At 33.6% G+C, this 17,794-nt stretch carries 16 protein-coding genes and 1 pseudogene; 6 read left to right on the top strand and 11 right to left on the bottom strand.

Annotated elements, in window-relative coordinates:
* On the bottom strand, positions 1-549 hold the full coding sequence (locus ABJD66_RS04985) for an ATP-dependent Clp protease proteolytic subunit (RefSeq protein ID WP_100895068.1): 549 nt from the start codon (positions 547-549) through the stop codon (positions 1-3).
* A 116-nt stretch (positions 550-665) separates the two neighbouring features.
* On the opposite strand from ABJD66_RS04985, the gene ABJD66_RS04980 reads away from it, so the two are divergent.
* Entirely contained in the window at positions 666-1,367 is a 702-nt protein-coding gene (locus ABJD66_RS04980) for a hypothetical protein (protein WP_348128885.1), read from the top strand.
* On the opposite strand, the gene kynU is transcribed toward ABJD66_RS04980, so the two are convergent.
* Complete coding sequence (kynU, locus tag ABJD66_RS04975; protein ID WP_348128882.1) at positions 1,368-2,642, bottom strand: kynureninase; 1,275 nt, start codon at positions 2,640-2,642, stop codon at positions 1,368-1,370. It abuts the gene before it with no gap.
* Positions 2,643-2,702: 60 nt separating this feature from the next.
* Between kynU and ABJD66_RS04970 the strand changes: the two genes are divergently transcribed.
* Positions 2,703-3,344 (top strand): O-methyltransferase, encoded by a 642-nt coding sequence (locus ABJD66_RS04970; protein ID WP_100895066.1) that lies wholly within the window; start codon positions 2,703-2,705, stop codon positions 3,342-3,344.
* On the opposite strand, the gene ABJD66_RS04965 is transcribed toward ABJD66_RS04970, so the two are convergent.
* The 9 genes from ABJD66_RS04965 to ABJD66_RS04925 form a co-directional block, all read right to left on the bottom strand.
* The gene (locus ABJD66_RS04965) at positions 3,322-3,882 is read right to left on the bottom strand and encodes a phosphatase PAP2 family protein (RefSeq protein ID WP_303545128.1); all 561 of its coding nucleotides are present in this window, start codon (positions 3,880-3,882) and stop codon (positions 3,322-3,324) included. The two genes, ABJD66_RS04970 and ABJD66_RS04965, sit on opposite strands and share 23 nt — an antisense overlap.
* A 3-nt stretch (positions 3,883-3,885) precedes the next feature.
* Positions 3,886-4,167 (bottom strand): twin-arginine translocase TatA/TatE family subunit, encoded by a 282-nt coding sequence (locus ABJD66_RS04960; protein ID WP_303545131.1) that lies wholly within the window; start codon positions 4,165-4,167, stop codon positions 3,886-3,888.
* Between the two features lie 99 nt (positions 4,168-4,266).
* Positions 4,267-6,576 (bottom strand): M1 family metallopeptidase, encoded by a 2,310-nt coding sequence (locus ABJD66_RS04955; protein WP_100895064.1) that lies wholly within the window; start codon positions 6,574-6,576, stop codon positions 4,267-4,269.
* A gap of 59 nt (positions 6,577-6,635) precedes the next feature.
* Positions 6,636-7,136 carry a DUF6702 family protein gene (locus tag ABJD66_RS04950; protein WP_348128877.1) on the bottom strand — a complete coding sequence of 167 codons (501 nt, stop codon included), beginning with the start codon at positions 7,134-7,136 and terminating at the stop codon, positions 6,636-6,638.
* Positions 7,137-7,221: 85 nt separating this feature from the next.
* Complete coding sequence (locus tag ABJD66_RS04945) at positions 7,222-7,980, bottom strand: carboxypeptidase-like regulatory domain-containing protein (RefSeq protein WP_303545137.1); 759 nt, start codon at positions 7,978-7,980, stop codon at positions 7,222-7,224.
* Positions 7,973-8,719 carry a carboxypeptidase-like regulatory domain-containing protein gene (locus ABJD66_RS04940; RefSeq protein ID WP_348128874.1) on the bottom strand — a complete coding sequence of 249 codons (747 nt, stop codon included), beginning with the start codon at positions 8,717-8,719 and terminating at the stop codon, positions 7,973-7,975. Before ABJD66_RS04940 ends, ABJD66_RS04945 begins: the two co-directional genes overlap by 8 nt.
* A 7-nt stretch (positions 8,720-8,726) precedes the next feature.
* Positions 8,727-9,446, bottom strand: a complete 720-nt coding sequence (locus tag ABJD66_RS04935) for a carboxypeptidase-like regulatory domain-containing protein (RefSeq protein ID WP_348128871.1) — start codon at positions 9,444-9,446, stop codon at positions 8,727-8,729.
* 21 nt (positions 9,447-9,467) lie between these two features.
* Positions 9,468-10,229, bottom strand: a complete 762-nt coding sequence (locus ABJD66_RS04930; protein WP_100895059.1) for a hypothetical protein — start codon at positions 10,227-10,229, stop codon at positions 9,468-9,470.
* Between the two features lie 3 nt (positions 10,230-10,232).
* Positions 10,233-10,973, bottom strand: a complete 741-nt coding sequence (locus tag ABJD66_RS04925) for a hypothetical protein (protein ID WP_303545147.1) — start codon at positions 10,971-10,973, stop codon at positions 10,233-10,235.
* 149 nt (positions 10,974-11,122) lie between these two features.
* Between ABJD66_RS04925 and pepE the strand changes: the two genes are divergently transcribed.
* The 4 genes and pseudogenes from pepE to ABJD66_RS04905 form a co-directional block, all read left to right on the top strand.
* Entirely contained in the window at positions 11,123-11,815 is a 693-nt protein-coding gene (pepE, locus tag ABJD66_RS04920; protein WP_348128866.1) for a dipeptidase PepE, read from the top strand.
* A gap of 130 nt (positions 11,816-11,945) precedes the next feature.
* The gene (locus tag ABJD66_RS04915) at positions 11,946-14,531 is read left to right on the top strand and encodes a hypothetical protein (protein WP_348128863.1); all 2,586 of its coding nucleotides are present in this window, start codon (positions 11,946-11,948) and stop codon (positions 14,529-14,531) included.
* 1 nt (position 14,532) lies between these two features.
* Entirely contained in the window at positions 14,533-15,690 is a 1,158-nt protein-coding gene (locus ABJD66_RS04910) for a gliding motility-associated C-terminal domain-containing protein (protein ID WP_348128860.1), read from the top strand.
* 363 nt (positions 15,691-16,053) lie between these two features.
* A pseudogene (locus ABJD66_RS04905) lies at positions 16,054-17,794 on the top strand (hypothetical protein); the annotation flags it as partial.

Here is a 17,794-nt window from a genome sequence, read left to right as displayed (position 1 = left end):
TTATTCTAAGATTCCGTCTACAATTCCGTAGGCAACAGATTCTTCTGCGTTCATCCAGTAGTCTCTGTCAAAATCTTTCATTACTTTATTAAAGTCTTGACCACAATTTTCTGCTAAGATTCTTGCACTCAATTCTCTTGTTTTTATAATTTCTTTTGCTTGTATTTCTATATTAGAAGCCTGGCCTCCTGCCCCACCACTTGGTTGGTGAATCATTACCTGCGCGTGCGGTTGTATAAAACGTCTTCCTTTAGCACCAACAGATAATAATATAGAACCCATAGAAGCTGCTAAACCAGAACAAACTGTAGAAACAGGACTCTTAAGAGATTTAATCGTATCATAAATAGCAAAACCTGAAGTTACATAACCTCCTGGGCTATTTATAACGAACTGAATTTCTTCATTTCCTTGTAAATCTAAATATAACAAACGATCTATAACGTGCTTTGCTGAGTTATCATCTACCATACCCCATAAAAACACTTTTCTTTCATTCAACAATTTTTCATCAATTGCTTCTTGAACTTTACCTTTTTTTGAACTCATGCCTTATTTCTTATTTACATCAAAAATAATCAATTTATTTATAAAGTACACGCTAGGTTTCATCAATCTAAAAAACATACTACAAAACATAGTATCTTTGTTAAAAAACAATAAATATGATGCGTAAAATATTCACTTTTATACTAACTACAACACTTTTTATTTCTTGTAAAGAAGCTAAAAAAGAAGAGGTTTCTTCACCTAAAGAAACTGTAGTTACCAAAGAAAAAGAATTTACAGTTTTAGATTCTGTTGCTCATGCACACGGATATAAAAATTGGAAAAATATTTCTCAGATACAATTTACTTTTAATGTAGACCGTGGAGAAAACCATTTTGATAGAACTTGGAACTGGCGCACCAAAAGTAATGATGTATTAGCAATGTCTGCTAAAGACACTATTGCTTACAACAGAGCCTCTATGGATTCTATTACCCAAAAAACTAATGCTGGCTTTATTAACGATAAATATTGGCTACTAGCCCCTTTTAATCTTGTTTGGGATAAAAGCAACATTACATTTACAACTACCAAAAATGAAGAAGCGCCAATTAGCAAAAAACCAATGCGTAAATTAACCATTGTATATGGTAATGCTGGCGGGTATACTCCTGGTGATGCTTATGATTTTTACTTTGAAGATGATTACCTAATTAAAGAATGGGTTTACAGAAAAGAAAATGCAGCAGAACCATCTATGAGTACTACTTGGGAAAACTACACTGAACAAAACGGATTAAAAATTGCCTTAGACCATAAGAATGCCGAAGGCAATTTTAAATTATATTTTACAGACGTAAAAAGCATTAGCAAGTAATTATTTGCTTTGCAAAATACCTTCTTTTAAAATTTGACCAAAACGGTACATATCTTCAAAAGAACAGTAAAATGGTGCAGGAGCTAAACGTATTACGTTTGGCTCTCTCCAATCTGTTATTACACCGTTTTTCATTAAGTAATTAAACAATTCTTTTCCTTGTCCATGTAACAACACAGACAGTTGTGTACCTCTTTCTTTAGGAGTTATAACCTCAAAAGTAGCTTCTTCTACCTCTTTATCTATTTCCTGTAATACAAACTCCAAATAACTTACTATTACATCTCTCTTTTTAATTAAAGCTGGCAAGCCTACCTCTGTAAACATTTCTAATGATGCTAAATAAGGTGCCATAGCTAATACTGGCGGATTACTTACTTGCCAAGAATCTGCAGTGTGACTAGACTCAAACTCTGGTTTCATTAAAAAACGAGTTTCCTTTTTAGATCCCCACCAACCTTCTAATCTAGGAATAGTATCATCTGCTAAATGTTTTTCATTAACATACACTCCAGATGCGTTGCCAGGACCACTATTTATGTATTTATAACTACACCATGATGCAAAATCTGCATTCCATTCATTTAACTTAAGTTCTATATTACCAGCTGCGTGTGCCAAGTCCCAACCTACAAAAGCACCAACATCATGACCCGCTTTTGTTATGGTTTTCATATCAAAAACTTGTCCGTTATAATAGTTAACACCTCCAATTAAAACAAGTGCAAGCTCATCTCCTACTTCATTAATCTTAGCAACCACATCTTCTGTTCTCCAAAAATGCTCTCCTTCTCTTTTTTTAACCTCAACTATTGCTTCCTTTGGGTCTAAACCGTGAAATTTAACTTGACTAGTTAGCATATACTGGTCTGATGGAAATGCCTTTTCTTCGCAGATAATTTTAAACCTCTTAGCGGTAGGCCTGTAAAAAGAAGCCATTAAAAAATGAAGATTTACCGTTAAGGTATTCATTACACAGACCTCTTTTATTTTTGCTCCTAATAATGTTGCCATAGGTGCCGCTAAACGCTCATGGTAATCCCACCAAGATTTTTCTGCATAAAAATGCCCTTCTACCCCTAACTGTGCCCAGTCTTTCATTACATCATCTACAAACTTCTGCGCTGTTTTTGGTTGTAAACCCAGAGAGTTTCCTGTAAAATAAATAGCATCTTTACCATTAATTTTAGGAAAGTAAAACTGATCTCTATATCCTTTTAAAGCATCATTAGCATCTAATTCTTTTGCAAACTCTAAGGTATTTTTAAACTGCATCTATTTAATTTTTATTCAAAAATAAGAAATCAAAATAACTATTTTTGCAAAAACTTTTTTATGCATTTTTTATCGTCTTTATTAGAAAACTACATTGCAAATAACTCTGAAAATGAACCTACAGTTTTAACGGAACTTACTAGGGAAACACATTTAAAAGTTATACAACCAAGAATGTTAACAGGTCATTTTCAAGGACGTGTATTAAGTATGTTGTCTAAAATTATATCACCAGAAAATATTTTAGAAATAGGCACTTACACAGGATATTCTGCTATTTGTTTAGCCGAAGGTTTACGTAATAATGGTAAATTACACACTATAGATGTTAATGAAGAACTAAGCCACATACAACAGAAATATTTTGAAAAAAGTGGCTTTTCTGATAAGATTAATGCTCACGTTGGTGATGCCTTAGATATTATACCAACACTAGATGTTACTTTTGATTTGGTTTTTATTGATGCAGAAAAAAAGAGCTACCCTGCTTATTTTGAAGCTGCACTAGCTAAAACAAGACCTGGTGGTATAATTTTATCTGATAATGTTTTATGGTCTGGTAAAGTTGTAGAGCCTTTGAGTCCAAAAGATGTTACTACAAAAATCTTATTAGATTATAATAAAGCTTTAAAAGAAGACTCTAGAGTAGAAACTGTATTGCTACCTATTAGAGACGGACTTACGTTAAGTAGGGTTTTGTAACCTTTTTACTTAATTTATAAATTAAAATAGCAAAAACAATACCCACTAAAGCACCTGTAGCAATGTCTAAAGGATAATGCACACCTACATATATTCTGCTCGTACAAAATAACAGTGGCCATATATAGGCAAAGTATATCCATTTATACTCCGCTCTTAATACCAACACAACAATTGTTGTTAATGAAAATGATGATGATGCGTGCCCAGAGAAAAAACTATAACCTTTAGCTTCTACAACTACACGTATAAGGTCTCCTAAAGCGGTATCACTACTTGGCCTAACCCTTGCAACAAAATCTTTAGTTAAGTTGGTTAGTAACATTACAAATAGAAACACTGCTAGTACAGTAAAAAAATCTACCAATGCTTGCTTTCTTGGACGCTTGTAAAAAATTAGAATAAAAAAAAGTACATATAAAGGAATCCAATTATTAATATTGGTTACAAAAGACCAAAAATAATCGTACTCTTCAATACCCAGATTATTTAAGTAAATAAAGAGATCTCTATCCCAATCTAATATTTTTTCCAACATAGATTACTTTCTCTTAATTACGCCAGCAATATCTTCTACATCTTCTTTTACCTTAGTAACACCTTCTTTAATGTCTTTGGTAAAGCTAGTATCAATACCTTGCTTTTCTGCGCTTTTAGTAATCTCTTGTTTTATATCTTCGGTTGCATCTTTAAGTTGACGCATACCTTTACCAAGTCCCTTAGCAATGTCAGGAACCTTATCTGCTCCAAAGACCATCACTACAATAAACATAATGAAGAAAATTTCGCCTCCGCTAATAAATAAGATAAACGTTGAATACATACTACAAATATAAACAGAAGTTTTATTTGCACCATAAAAAAAGCCCCACATCTTGAATAATTAACAAGTGTGGGACTTTCTATATTTTTAGGACTGAAACTATTTCTTCATATTTCCTTTAAACTTATCAAAACCAGACTTAACTTCTTTAGCTGGCCAAGAGTTGTTTGTTGTATCTATATCAGCAGTTTCTGCTTTAGGATCTACAACTATACCTACTAATTCTTTTTGAGAAGAAACTACTTTTTTAATTTCTTTATCACTCATTCTCCAAACTTCTGCTGGGTAAGTAATATTCTCTTTAGAACCGTCTGCATAAGTATACTCTACAATTAATGGCATTGGTATACCACCTGGCTTGTTAAAAGTAACTTCATAAAAGAATTTTGGTTCTTTAACTGCTGCTCTCTCTGCTGCTGTTAAGTTATCCATCATATATTCTTTTAATGTTTTAGAAACATCAGATGGGTTTTTACCTTTTAAGCTAGCGTCATAATCATCACTATCTATATCTGCTAAGAAAACCATTGGAGGCAAGTCGCTCATTTTTAAGTTTCTCTGCTCCATAATATCTCTAATTTGCTTTGGTGGCTTAGATGATACTTGGTATTTTTTAACCTCTTTAACTCCCATATCTACATAATCTGTAGTATAGAACCAACCTCTCCAGTAGTAATCTAAATCTACTGCAGACGCATCTTCCATAGTACGGAAGAAATCTTCTGGAGTTGGGTGTTTAAACATCCAACGTTGAGAGTATGTTTTAAATGCATGATCAAACAATTCTCTTCCCATAACAGTTTCTCTTAAAATATTAAGAGCCGTTGCAGGTTTACCATATGCGTTGTTACCTAATTGGTACACGTTTTCTGGGTTAGACATAATAGGAGCAATAAATTCTTGGTCTCCTGCCATGTAAGGTACTATTTTAGAAGGCTCTCCTCTTCTAGATGGGTATTTAGCATTTGGCGCTATAGCATCTGGAAACTCTTCTCCAAATTCTTGCTCTGCCATATACTGCATAAAAGTATCTAAACCTTCATCCATCCATCCCCACTGACGCTCATCAGAATTAACAATCATTGGAAAAAAGTTGTGACCAACTTCATGAATAATTACACTAATCATTCCGTATTTTGTACGGTCTGAGTATTCTCCTTTTTCATTTGGTCTTCCGTAATTCCAGCAAATCATTGGGTATTCCATACCTTGTTGTTTTGCGTGTACAGAAATTGCCTTAGGATAAGGATAGTCAAAAGTATGACTAGAGTAAGAACGTAATGTATGCGCTACTGCTTTAGTAGAGTACTCTTCCCATAATGGGTTACCTTCTTTTGGGTATAAAGAAACTGCCATTGCTGTTTTACCACTTGGCAATTTAACATTTTGCATATCCCAGATAAATTTACGAGAAGTAGCAAAACCATAATCTCTAACGTTTTTAGCTTTAAATTTCCACGTTTTTTTATCTTTAGAAAAACCTTTTTCTGCAGCTTCTGCTTCTTTTTGTGTTACAATAATAACTGGCTTATCAAAAGACTTTTTAGCCTTTTCATAACGCTTCATCATATCTTTAGAAAATACTTCTTTTCTATTTTGTAACTCTCCTGTTGCATCTAATACGTGATCTGCAGGTACAGTAATATTTACTTCGTAATCTCCAAAAGGAAGTGCAAATTCTCCACTACCCCAAAACTGATGATTTTGCCATCCGTCTACATCACTATAAACAGCCATTCTTGGGAAAAACTGTGCTATAACAAAAGCTTTATTTCCATCTTTCTCAAAATACTCATATCCAGATCTTGCTCTGTTTACAGTATGGTCTGGTACATTGTACCACCATTTAATAGAAAAAGAAACCTGAGTTTTGCTTTTTAATGGTGTAGGTAAATCTACACGCATCATAGTTTGGTTAATTGTGTATGGTAAATCTTTACCACTTGCATCTTTTACATGCTGAATTTTAAATCCACCATCAAATTCTGCTCCTTTCATATGAGAACCTGCAAATTGACCTACAGGCATTGCTCCTTGTAAAGCAGAACCATTTCTTAATGCAGATTTAGTACCTTTTTCACGTACGTTCTGATCTAACTGAACCCATAAAAATTCTAAATCATCTGGAGAATTATTTACATAAGTAATAGTCTCTTCTCCGTATATTTTTGCGTTTTTATCATCCAACTCAATATCCATTTTGTAGTTGGCTTGTTGCTGATAATAATTTGGACCTGGTGCTCCAGATGCAGACCTGTACGTGTTTGGAGTTGAGAACTCCTGATACATTTGTCTAAATTTGCTCTGGTTGGTGTGGCCAGCTTGTTTTTCTGTTTGTTCCTGTGCTTGCACCATTACAGTGGCAAACAAAAATAGAACAGCAGCTAAATAGTAGTTAATTTTGTTCATTTTACATTGTTTTAAGTAGGCGAAAATTAACACTTTTTTAGCGATTTGATAAAGGAGTCTTAAAACTTTAACATTCCTTTATTATTTCCACGTGTTAACACCACACTTTTCTTATTTTTTAAGAACTTAAAGTGCACTATATTCTTTTGTTCCTCATAAATATCTGTAAGCACTGTACTTTCTGCTTCAATGGTTTTTAAGTCTTCTAGCTTTATATTTTGTACTTCTAAATACATAACAACATTATCTACATCATACTCTTTTCCTAAATAAGTAACCTCAACTTCTTTTCCGTTTATATAAATATGAAACTTTTGCTTCATGTATTTTTTAATATAATCTTCAGCTAAAGGGTTCTCGTTTTTAGTTGCCAAGTTAGATTTTACATCGTATCGCTGTTTTAAAAGTTCATCAAAATCATCTATAAATACTCTAGACGTAATTTGCAAAGTGTGTTCTTTATCAGAATATTTAACACTAGTAACACTCACATAATATTTATGTATGGCAACAAAAGCAAAAAGGGGTAACAACAATAATAAAAATCTTTTTTTAAGCATAATGTGTAATTTACAATCATCAAAAGTAAGCAATTGGCGTGCCAAATTATAGAACGCAATTGGATTATTTAGTTTGATGAATACTCTATTTTTCCGTTTTAAACTCTACACTCATTTTACGTAAATAAGCCCAAATTTTTAATTGGTCTTTGGTATTTATCACAACCTGAAAATCATCTTTAAACTCACAATACCACATAAACAAGTCTATCTTATCCTTTTCTATCTTTAATTCATTTACAAATAAAGAGTCTGCATAATATCTTTTAACGCGCATAGTTTTCTGGTATCTACGGTTACGCTCTACTCTTTTCTTTAATAATTTGGTTTGCCCGTTTATTGCATTTATTAAAGATAAAATTGATCCGCCAGACATTGATGTATACAGTGCACGTTCATCTGAAGATAGTGTTTTTACATTTTGATTAGGCAACCCCAATGACCTACCATCTACCACTGGTTTTAAAGGTAAATTATTTAAGTCTGTAGATAAGTCTCCAGACAAATTAAAAGGCTTTACTACAACTTCATTTAAGGTTGTTACAGACTCGTACAAAGGCACTATATAGTTGTTAGTTTTTAACATACTTTCTGTAACAACTACAACTTTATTTGCAAACTGAACTGCAGAAAACTCTAAGGTATCTTTTACACGAACCGGAATAGAGAAATAGCCATTTAAATTGGTTATTGTCCCTTTTTCTGTGGTTCTGTTTAATACATACACACCAACAACTTCTTCTGTTGTACTAGTTACAGTACCTTTTAAATCTACCTGCTTTTTCTGTGCCACAGTAGACGTTACTACAAAAATTAAAACAATAAAAAACGAAAGTCTATTCATTTCCCTCTTCTTTTAATGTTAAAAAAGTTTTACTTTTCATTTTAAAAAAAGCCTTTATAAAAACATCATTGGTTTGCAACATAAAGGCATCAAAATCCTCATCTTGCTCGCAATACAATACAAATTCTTGTAGTCTTGATCTTGGTATTTTTAGCTTGGTAAGAGTTATAGAGTCTAAATACTTATGCTGCATTTTTTGTCCTGTAGCGTAACGCTTGTTTCTGGCTACACGCTCATTTAACATTTTTGTACGCCCGCTTACAAAATTAATAACCGGATCTAATGAGTTTTTAATACCATCAAAAGACATAGTTTTACCAGAAATTAATTCCCTTTCTGCTAATTCTAATGTTTTTACGTTTGCATGAACAAAACCTAAACTCATTGCTGTTACTTGTGTTCTTTGGTCCAGAACAACCTCATCTAACTCCTCTAGAGTTTCGTCTAAATTGATGATGTATTTTTTAAAATCTAGTATTTTTTGGGTGATAATAATTTCCCTATTTTTAAACTGCACAGCAGAAAACAACAAAGTATCTTGTAAACTAACTGGGATAGAAAAACCTCCATTTTCATTAGTTATAGACCCTTTGTTACTTGTTTTATTTAATACATAAACGCCAACAACCTCTTGCTCTTTACTAACTACGTTTCCTTTTAAAGTTTTAACTTTTAGCTCTTGTGCTGTACTAAACTGAACTACAAATACAAAAAACAATAAAAGTTGAAAACGAGTCATATCTATCTTATTTAAATTTTAAAAATAATTCACTTTTCTGTCGTAAAAAATCCCAAACAACAAGTTCATTTTTATTTTTGGTAATACTTTTAAATCTAGGATCGTACTCGCAATACAGCATAAACTCCTCTATCCTATCTATTGGTATTTTTAAATTTTTAGAAAATATAGAATCTACATACCTAGTGCGCAGCTCTTTGCTACGTGCGTATATATCATCTCTTTTTATACGGTCTTTAAGCATTTTTGTGCGCCCACTTAAAAAGTTTATTAGCGGATCTATACTCAAGTAATTATTACCGTTGTTTGCAGAAAATAATTCTCTTTCTGTTAAAGACAATACTTTTACATCTGCATTTGGCAAGCCTAAGCTCTTGGCTGTTATAAATGTTCTGTTATCTAAAACAACCTCATCTAACTCCTCTAAAGTTTCATCTAAGTTTACTAAAAACGATGAGTAGTCTAGAATTTTTTGAGTGATTATAATTTGTTTGTTTTTAAACTGCACAGCAGAGAACTCTATTGTATCTTTTAAGTGTACAGGAATAGAAAAATTTCCGCTCTTAGACGTAATTGTACCCTTTTTATTTGTTTTATTTAATACATAAACACCAACTACTTCTTGCGAGTTACTTACAATACGCCCCTTTAGTATTTCTATTTTTTGCTGCGCATTGGTTTGTTGCGCAATTAAAACTAAAAACAAAAAAGTATATACGTACCTCATATAAAAAATAGTATGGTTAATTTATTTGCTGTTATCCTCTGTATCTACATCATCTTCCTTTAAAAAGGCTATACTTTTGCGAGTTAAAAAGTCCCAAATAATAAAATCGTTTTTTTCTTTAGATACAGAAGTAAACTCATTATCTACCTCGCAATACAACATAAACTCTTCTATACGGTCTTTAGGAATACTTAAATCTTTTATAAAAACAGAATCTGCATAAGAGTTACGCATTTGCTGACTTTGTGCATATCTCCTGTCTCTGGCAACACGCTTTTTTAGCATTTTAGTACGGCCGCTTATGGCATTTAAAAGCTTGTTCATATTTAAACTTAAACCACCAAACATTGGTCCGTGATCTGCATCATGCAACAAACGCTCACTTTGTGGTAATACCACAGCATCTGCATTTGGCAACCCTAAACTTTTAGCGGTTACAAAGGTTCTGTTATCTAAAACAACCTCGTTTAACTCTTCTAAAGTTTCTTCTAAATAAATTAGATTGGTCTTTTTTTCTAAAATTTCTCGGGTAACAATTAGCTGTTTCTTTTTAAACTGTACAGCAGAAAAAATTAAAGTATCTTTTTCCTTGGCTGGCATTACAAAATAGCCTCTGGCACTAGTAATTGTTGCTTGTCCACTGGTAGTGTTAATTACATATACACCATTTACCTCTTGCGCTTTACTTACTACAGCGCCTTTAACAGCTTTGTAGAGTATATCTTGTCCGTTTGCATAAAAACAGACACTTATAAAAGTTAAAAAAAATACGTATTTCTTCAACCGTTATAATTTTTTATATTCTTTACTGTGAGTAACTAAAAAATCTATCAGCTGAAATTCGTTTGACTTTTTTAACAAGGTTTGCGATGGTATTTTATCATCACAATACTGTAAAAAGTTATCTATCTTATCTTGCTTTATACCTAAATCGGTTACAAAAAAATCGTCCTCATAAACCTGTCTTAAAACTCTACTAAGTTTAATTTCTGGTATTTTTGCATTAGGATTTTTCTTCTTTAGAGACTTTGTTAAAGCTTTAAAAATGTTTACAAAATTAATACCGTTTTGCAAACCTCCGTTTTCAATATCAGTATTAGCAACGTTTACAACAGTAGTGGTACGGTCTACCTCATACTCTACCTCTTTAAACTCTTCGTTTTTAAGCTCAACAAATTTTTCTTGATCTTCTGGACTTACAACTACCTCATCTAACTCTGTAACTTTTTCGTTAACGTCTATTACCAAACGGTTTTTCTTTAAAATATCTTTAGTAATAAAAACTATTTTAATTTGATAATTAACTGCTGTAAAAACTATTTGGTCTCCTAATTTTACGTCTATAGCAAAATCACCATCTTCATCTGTAACAGTAGCATCTTCTGCTGTTACATTAATAACATCTAAATTTGGAACGCTAATATCTCTGTAAATAACGCTACCTCTTAAAAGGTTTCTATCATTATCTTGCGCAAATACAGACACTGTGGTCAGCAGTAAAAAAAGTACTAGTAAATTGTTTTTCATAAAGGTAGTTTTTAGAGACTAAAAAAATAGTTTCTTTTAGCATCTCTTAAATATAATGAAATGCAATTTACATTCAAAAAAAATAGAGTACCATTAAACTTTTGTTAATTTGTAGTAATCAAAATAAAATAAAAAAAAGAGCACCGTTTATGAAAAACTTATTATTAGCAAGCACATCTACCTTATTTGGAGAGCATTACCTAGAATATATTTTAGACGATGTTGCCTTGTTTTTTAAAGACGTAGACACTATTACATTTATACCTTTTGCAAGACCAGGTGGTATTAGCCACGACAATTATACAGAAATTGCAGCAAAAGCTTTTGCTAAAATTAACAAAAAAATAATAGGCTTACACACCTACAAAAACGCACAAGAAGGCATTAGTAAAGCACAAGCATTTTTCTGTGGCGGCGGAAATACATTTTTACTTGTACAACAATTATATGCACAAGGTGCTATGCATTATTTAAAAGAACATATTAACACTGGCAAACCATATATGGGTACAAGCGCAGGTAGTAATATTGCAGGTGTAAGTATGCACACTACTAATGATATGCCAATTGTTTACCCACCAAGTTTTGCTACAATGCAATTGGTCCCTTTTAATATAAATGCGCATTATTTAGACCCAGACCCTAATAGCAAACACAATGGCGAAACCAGAGAAACTAGACTAAAAGAGTTTCACGCGTTTAACAGCACACCCGTAGTTGGCTTAAGAGAAGGTAGTTTTTTACTGGTGCAAGACACAAAAATTACCCTAAAAGGCAAACACACTGCACGTATTTTTGAAGCGCAAAAAACACCTTACGAAAGCAAAACAATAGATTTTTAAACAACATATAATGTTTAGATGTCATTTATAGGACAAATTTTGTCTTTTAACCACTGTTTTAGGTGTTAACATATCTTTACTATATTTTTGTTTGCAATGCGTAATTGCATTTTTAAAACACTCCTACTATATGAAAAAATTAGTTTTCGGATTACTTTTTAGTATCTGTCTCTTTACTAGCACACAAGCGCAAGTAAAAATTGGCGAAAACCCTCAAAACCTACATTTTAATTCGGTTTTAGAATTAGAAAGCACTAGTAAAGCTTTAGTAGTAACTAGACTTTCTACCCTGCAAATGGACGCCATTACACCACTTAACGGTGCTGTAATTTACAATACAGACACCAGTTGTTTGCATTATTTTAACGGGACAGAATGGATTAACTTATGTGAAGCAGAAAATGCTGCAGATATTAATTTAGTTGATAATGGTGATGACACTTACACCTTTACAAATGCGGCTGGTGATGATATTACGTTTGAGACTCCTGCCTTTACAAGCAATCATACAGGTAGTTTTGGAGCTACTTTTTCTAGCGGAATAAAAATAACAGATGATGGAAATACGGTTAATATTGAAGTAGACCAAGTACACGGAAACTCTATACTAAACAAAACAATTGGCAGAACTAAAATTGCAGATGATGCTATTGGTGTAGATGAGTTAGGAGATACAAGTGTAAATACAAATAATCTTATAGACGAGTCGGTTACACCCGTAAAAATACAACCAAGCACAACACCAAACCAAGTTTTAAAAACAAATGCTACAGGTACCAATGTAGAATGGGGAACTTTAGATGCTACCAATATTGCAGGACAAGATTTAACTGCAGATGATGCATCTATAACAGTAACCGGAGGAATTGGCACTACTTTAAATGCCACAAGTATTGTGGTTACCGATGGTGGAATTACGAATGCGAAATTAGATAAAACAAATATTCCTTTAAGCGGATTTGGTGATGCTACAACAGATGTTTCTTTAGGGGGCTTTCAAATAAATAGTCTTGCAAACCCAACCTTAGATGATGATGCTGCTACTAAATTGTATGTAGACAATGAAATTGCTGCCGCAGGAGTAGTTGCAAATGCTGCCTTAGCTGCGGAAGTTTTAAGAGCTACTACTGCCGAAAATAATATACAATCTGATGTTGATACTAATGAAGCTGATGCTGATGCTGCAATTTTAGCTGTACAGAATGATGTAGATGCTAACGAAACGGCAGCAAATACAGCAATCGCTCTAAAAGAAGATACCGCAAATAAGTCTACAGATGTAACTTTAGCAGATGCTACTAACACCAACTTCCCAACGGAACTTGCTGTAAAAACGTATGTAGACACACAAGTTGCAGCCTCTGACCAAGTAATTGTAAGTACTGATGCTGACAACGATGTTACTGCTGGTGCTGATGGTGGTGCTTTTTATGATGATGCTGCCTTACAAACAAACATTGCGACTAACACAAGTAACATTACTAATAACGATACAGATATTTCTGATTTAGAGAGTGATAAAGAAGATACCGCAAATAAATCTACAGATGTAAACTTAGCTGACGCGACTAACACTAAGTTCCCTACTGAACTTGCTGTAAAAACGTATGTAGACACACAAGTTGCTGCAGGAGCTACTGCTTTAGCCACAAAAGAAGACACTGCTAATAAGTCTACAGATGTAACTTTAGCGGATGGTACAAATACAAAGTTCCCTACCGAACTTGCTGTAAAAACTTATGTAGACACACAAGTTGCAGCCTCTGACCAAGTAATTGTAAGTACTGATGCTGACAACGATGTTACTGCTGGTGCTGATGGTGGTGCTTTTTATGATGATGCTGCCTTACAAACAAACATTGCGACTAACACAACGGCAATAACTGCCGAAACTACAAGAGCAACTAATGCTGAGAATGCAAATACTACTAACATTACAAGCAATGACACAGATATTACTGCTTTACAGAATGATAAAGAAGACAGTGCTAACAAATCTCCAAACGTTACCTTAGGTACTTCAAATGATCTGTTCCCTACCCAAAATGCAGTTAAAACTTACGTAGATACTCAAGTTGCTGGTATTGGAAATTTAGCCACTACAAATTTGACACAGCCAAATGGTAGTGATCGTAATTATGATATAAACGGAACGTCTTCTCCTGTTTCAGGAAGTTTAAATTTCATAGGACTTGGTAGAGTTGGTATCGGGACTAGTTCTCCTTCCAATAAACTACATGTAGCAGGTGCTATTAGATCAGAAGGTATATTAAATAGTGATGGAGGCATAGGAGAACCTTCTTATAGATTTAGTGATGACACTAATACAGGGATGTATTCTCCTGCAGCTGATGAAATTGGTTTTTCTGTTGGGGGTACACAAGCTCTTAAAATTGAAGAAGATTCAGGCGAAACAAACGTTTCTGTAAACGGTGCTTTTTCAACACGAATAAAAAGTATTAATTCAGGAACAACAGCTATTCTTGAGGTTGATGAACACACCGTTATTTTTTCTGGAACAGTTACTAATGTTACTTTTCCTGTATCTGCAAGTTTAGGTCAAGTATTAATTCTGAAAAACTTAACTGGTGGCAGTATCACCATTAACGCAACAGTCTCTTACATTCCTTCTGCTAGTACAACTGCAATATCAATACTACCTGTAGGTGTTACTCAATTGCAATATGATGGTACTAACTGGCAACAAATAAACTAGTATGAAAAACTTACTTTACATATTTTTATGTTGTAGTTCTGTTGCCGTAGCACAAAATGCTATGTACAACAACGGTAGCATACGCATACACGATACGGGTACTCTTGGGCTGCACACCAACCTTATTAACGATGCTACGTTTGACCAAAATTTGGGCACAGCAGGGTTTTACGGTCAAGTAACAACTAGTGTTACTGGTGCTTTTATTCCTGTTTTTTATGATGTAGAAATTTTTAAACCTTTTAGTTCTGCTATTTTAGAGACTTCTATTACAGTAACTAATGCTCTAAACTTAGTAGATGGCGACTTTGTAACCTACCGTAATAACCCGTTAGAGAACATAAAACTAACACAAGATGCATTTACTGTAGGTGAGTCTAACTTATCTAAAGTAGATGGGTATATGATGATAGAGCAAAAACAAAATTTCTTTTTTACCGTTGGCGATTTTGGCTACATAAGACCATTAACATTACAGTCGCAAAGCGAAAATGCCACTGCTAAATGTGCTTATTTTTTTGAAGATCCTAACTTGCCATCAACCTTTGCTACCAGTTTTAATACCAATAGTAAAGAAAAAGAAGTTAGAGCCGTGAGCACAACAGAGTTTTGGGATATAGACAGTAGTTTACCATCAACCGTTAGTATTTCTTGGAACAACCGTAGTGATATTGGGAGTCTTGTAGATGAGTATTACCAAATAGGTATTGCGGGGTGGCACAGAACACAAAGAAGATGGGTAAACTTAGGTAGTGTAGATCCAATTGGCGACATAAACCAAGGTGCAGTAACCTCTGAGACTTTTGTTCCTAACAATTACGAAGTTATTACTTTGGCTAAAATGGCCATACCAACAGAGTTATTAGACCTAGAAAATTACTACGTAAGTAATAATGGCGATGGTGTAAACGATTTTCTTGTAATTCCAGAATTAGAACAATCTCCCAATAATAGGCTTCGTATTTACGACCGAAACGGACTTCAAGTTTTTGAAAAAGACAATTACACTAATGAGTTTAATGGCTACTCTAACATAAACAATAACGTATACAAAAGAAAAGAAGGTCTACCAAGTGGTGTTTATTTTTACCTTGTATTTTTAGATGATTTACAGCTAGAGTACCAAGGATTTTTGTACTTAACCGGCACAGGAAATTAGTACTATGTAAGTTAACAAATCATCATTATTTTATATAAAAGCAGGCTTTTTAGCCTGCTTTTTTTATGCTATAAATTGGTTTTAAGCAGCAAATAAAGTAGTAGAATAACAATGGTTATTTTTAGCCTTAACACAATTGTAAGAATTTACTTTTAATTGAATACGTAAATTCAAATCTTATTTTTGTATTTTTATAATAGACAAACACTAAAACTACTTAAAACAAAGGTTTTACAGACTTACATAAGCACATAAAGCCTACAAAAAAGTCGTAACACATACAATAAACTATGTTTTACAACATAATTTCTACAATTTTCCATTAATTTATTAATTTACAAATGCTAACCCATATATAAACAAATGAAAATCAACAAATTATTATTAATCAGTTTTTTTGCTATGGCTCAATACTCTTTTGGGCAAGTAAAAATAGGTAATGATATAAACACAATAGATTCTGCTTCTATTTTAGAGTTAGAAAGTACAGATAAGGTGTTAATTTTAACTAGAGTTACAAATACTCAAATGAATGCCATTACTCCCCTAACTGGCGCTATGGTGTATAACACAGATGAAGGTTGTATGTTTCAATACAATGGTATTTTGTGGCAATCTTTATGCAACACAAGTTCTTTTAACCAAACTAACACCGTTATTTTTGATAATAATGACGGTACGTTTTCATACACAAACGAAAACAATATTACTGTTGTTATTACAAAAGCGCAGCTATCAGACAACGGAGATGGTACATTTAGCTTTGTAAACGGTGGCGGAACTTCCATTAATTTTGATGGTACAGATAATCAAAACCTAACTACAGATGGCAATCCTGGTAGTTTAACTATAGAAAACGGCGGTTCTGTTACTATAAATGTTAATGATGCGGATGCGGATGATACAAACGAATTAAATACTGACTTTAGTTTAAACGGTACAGCTTTAGAAATTACAGATGCAGACGGAACGTTATCTCAAGATTTAGACGCTACGTTTGTTACTGAAGCAGAGTTAACAACAAATAATACAACTACTACTGCGGCAATTAATGTAGTACAAACTGATGTTGATAATAACGAAGCAGCTGCAAACACTGCCATAACTGCTTTGCAAAATGACAAAGAAAATAGCGCTAACAAATCTGACGTAGTAACACTAGGAACTTCTGATGATTTGTTCCCCACTCAAAACGCAGTAAAAACTTATGTAGATAATCAAGTAGCAGGTTCTACACAAGTAATAGTAAGTACTGATGCTGATAATGATGTGACTGCGGGTGCTGATGGTGGTGCTTTTTATGACGATGCTGCTTTACAAACTAACATTGCAACTAATGCATCAAACATAACAACAGCTAATACAGCTATAACAAACGTTCAAGACGATGTTGATGCAAATGAAACTGCAGCAAATATTGCTATTGCAGCGGTACAAACTGATGTTGACAACAATGAAGCTGATGCAGATGCTGCCATAACTACAGCGAACACAGCAATCACAGCTTTACAAAATGACAAAGAAGATAGTGCAAACAAATCTGACGCAGTAACATTAGGAACTTCTGATGATTTGTTCCCGACTCAGAATGCTGTAAAAACATACGTAGATAATCAAGTAGCAGGTTCTGCTCAAGTAATTGTGAGTACTGATGCTGATAACGATGTGACTGCGGGTGCTGATGGTGGTGCTTTTTATGATGATGCTGCTCTACAAACTAGCATTGCAACTAATGCAACAAACATAACTGCTGAAACTACAAGAGCAACTAATGCTGAAAATGCTATTCAAGCTGATGTGGATGCTAACGAAACTGCAGCTAATAATGCTATTGCAGCAGTACAAACTGATGTTGACAACAATGAAGCTGATGCAGATGCTGCCATAACTGCAGCGAACACAGCAATCACAGCTTTACAAAATGACAAAGAAAATAGTGCAAACAAATCTGACGCAGTAACATTAGGAACTTCTGATGACTTATTCCCGACTCAAAATGCAGTAAAAACTTATGTCGATAATCAAGTAGCAGGTTCTGCTCAAGTTATTGTGAGTACTGATGCTGATAATAATGTAACTGCGGGTGCTGATGGTGGTGCTTTTT

The sequence above is a fragment of the Cellulophaga sp. genome, assembly GCF_039943695.1.
GTDB lineage: Bacteria > Bacteroidota > Bacteroidia > Flavobacteriales > Flavobacteriaceae > Cellulophaga.
This window is presented reverse-complemented; position numbering and strand designations above follow the sequence as displayed.

Excerpts from the sequence above, each read along its gene's own strand:
- ABJD66_RS04945 (WP_303545137.1), bottom strand. The coding sequence starts at position 7,980 with ATGAATAGACTTTCGTTTTTTATTGTTTTAATTTTTGTAGTAACGTCT.
- ABJD66_RS04910 (WP_348128860.1), top strand. The coding sequence starts at position 14,533 with ATGAAAAACTTACTTTACATATTTTTATGTTGTAGTTCTGTTGCCGTA.
- ABJD66_RS04980 (WP_348128885.1), top strand. The coding sequence starts at position 666 with ATGATGCGTAAAATATTCACTTTTATACTAACTACAACACTTTTTATT.
- ABJD66_RS04955 (WP_100895064.1), bottom strand. The coding sequence starts at position 6,576 with ATGAACAAAATTAACTACTATTTAGCTGCTGTTCTATTTTTGTTTGCC.
- ABJD66_RS04925 (WP_303545147.1), bottom strand. The coding sequence starts at position 10,973 with ATGAAAAACAATTTACTAGTACTTTTTTTACTGCTGACCACAGTGTCT.
- ABJD66_RS04915 (WP_348128863.1), top strand. The coding sequence starts at position 11,946 with ATGAAAAAATTAGTTTTCGGATTACTTTTTAGTATCTGTCTCTTTACT.
- ABJD66_RS04965 (WP_303545128.1), bottom strand. The coding sequence starts at position 3,882 with ATGTTGGAAAAAATATTAGATTGGGATAGAGATCTCTTTATTTACTTA.
- ABJD66_RS04970 (WP_100895066.1), top strand. The coding sequence starts at position 2,703 with ATGCATTTTTTATCGTCTTTATTAGAAAACTACATTGCAAATAACTCT.
- pepE (WP_348128866.1), top strand. The coding sequence starts at position 11,123 with ATGAAAAACTTATTATTAGCAAGCACATCTACCTTATTTGGAGAGCAT.
- kynU (WP_348128882.1), bottom strand. The coding sequence starts at position 2,642 with ATGCAGTTTAAAAATACCTTAGAGTTTGCAAAAGAATTAGATGCTAAT.
- ABJD66_RS04935 (WP_348128871.1), bottom strand. The coding sequence starts at position 9,446 with ATGAGGTACGTATATACTTTTTTGTTTTTAGTTTTAATTGCGCAACAA.
- ABJD66_RS04985 (WP_100895068.1), bottom strand. The coding sequence starts at position 549 with ATGAGTTCAAAAAAAGGTAAAGTTCAAGAAGCAATTGATGAAAAATTG.
- ABJD66_RS04950 (WP_348128877.1), bottom strand. The coding sequence starts at position 7,136 with ATGCTTAAAAAAAGATTTTTATTATTGTTGTTACCCCTTTTTGCTTTT.
- ABJD66_RS04960 (WP_303545131.1), bottom strand. The coding sequence starts at position 4,167 with ATGTATTCAACGTTTATCTTATTTATTAGCGGAGGCGAAATTTTCTTC.
- ABJD66_RS04940 (WP_348128874.1), bottom strand. The coding sequence starts at position 8,719 with ATGACTCGTTTTCAACTTTTATTGTTTTTTGTATTTGTAGTTCAGTTT.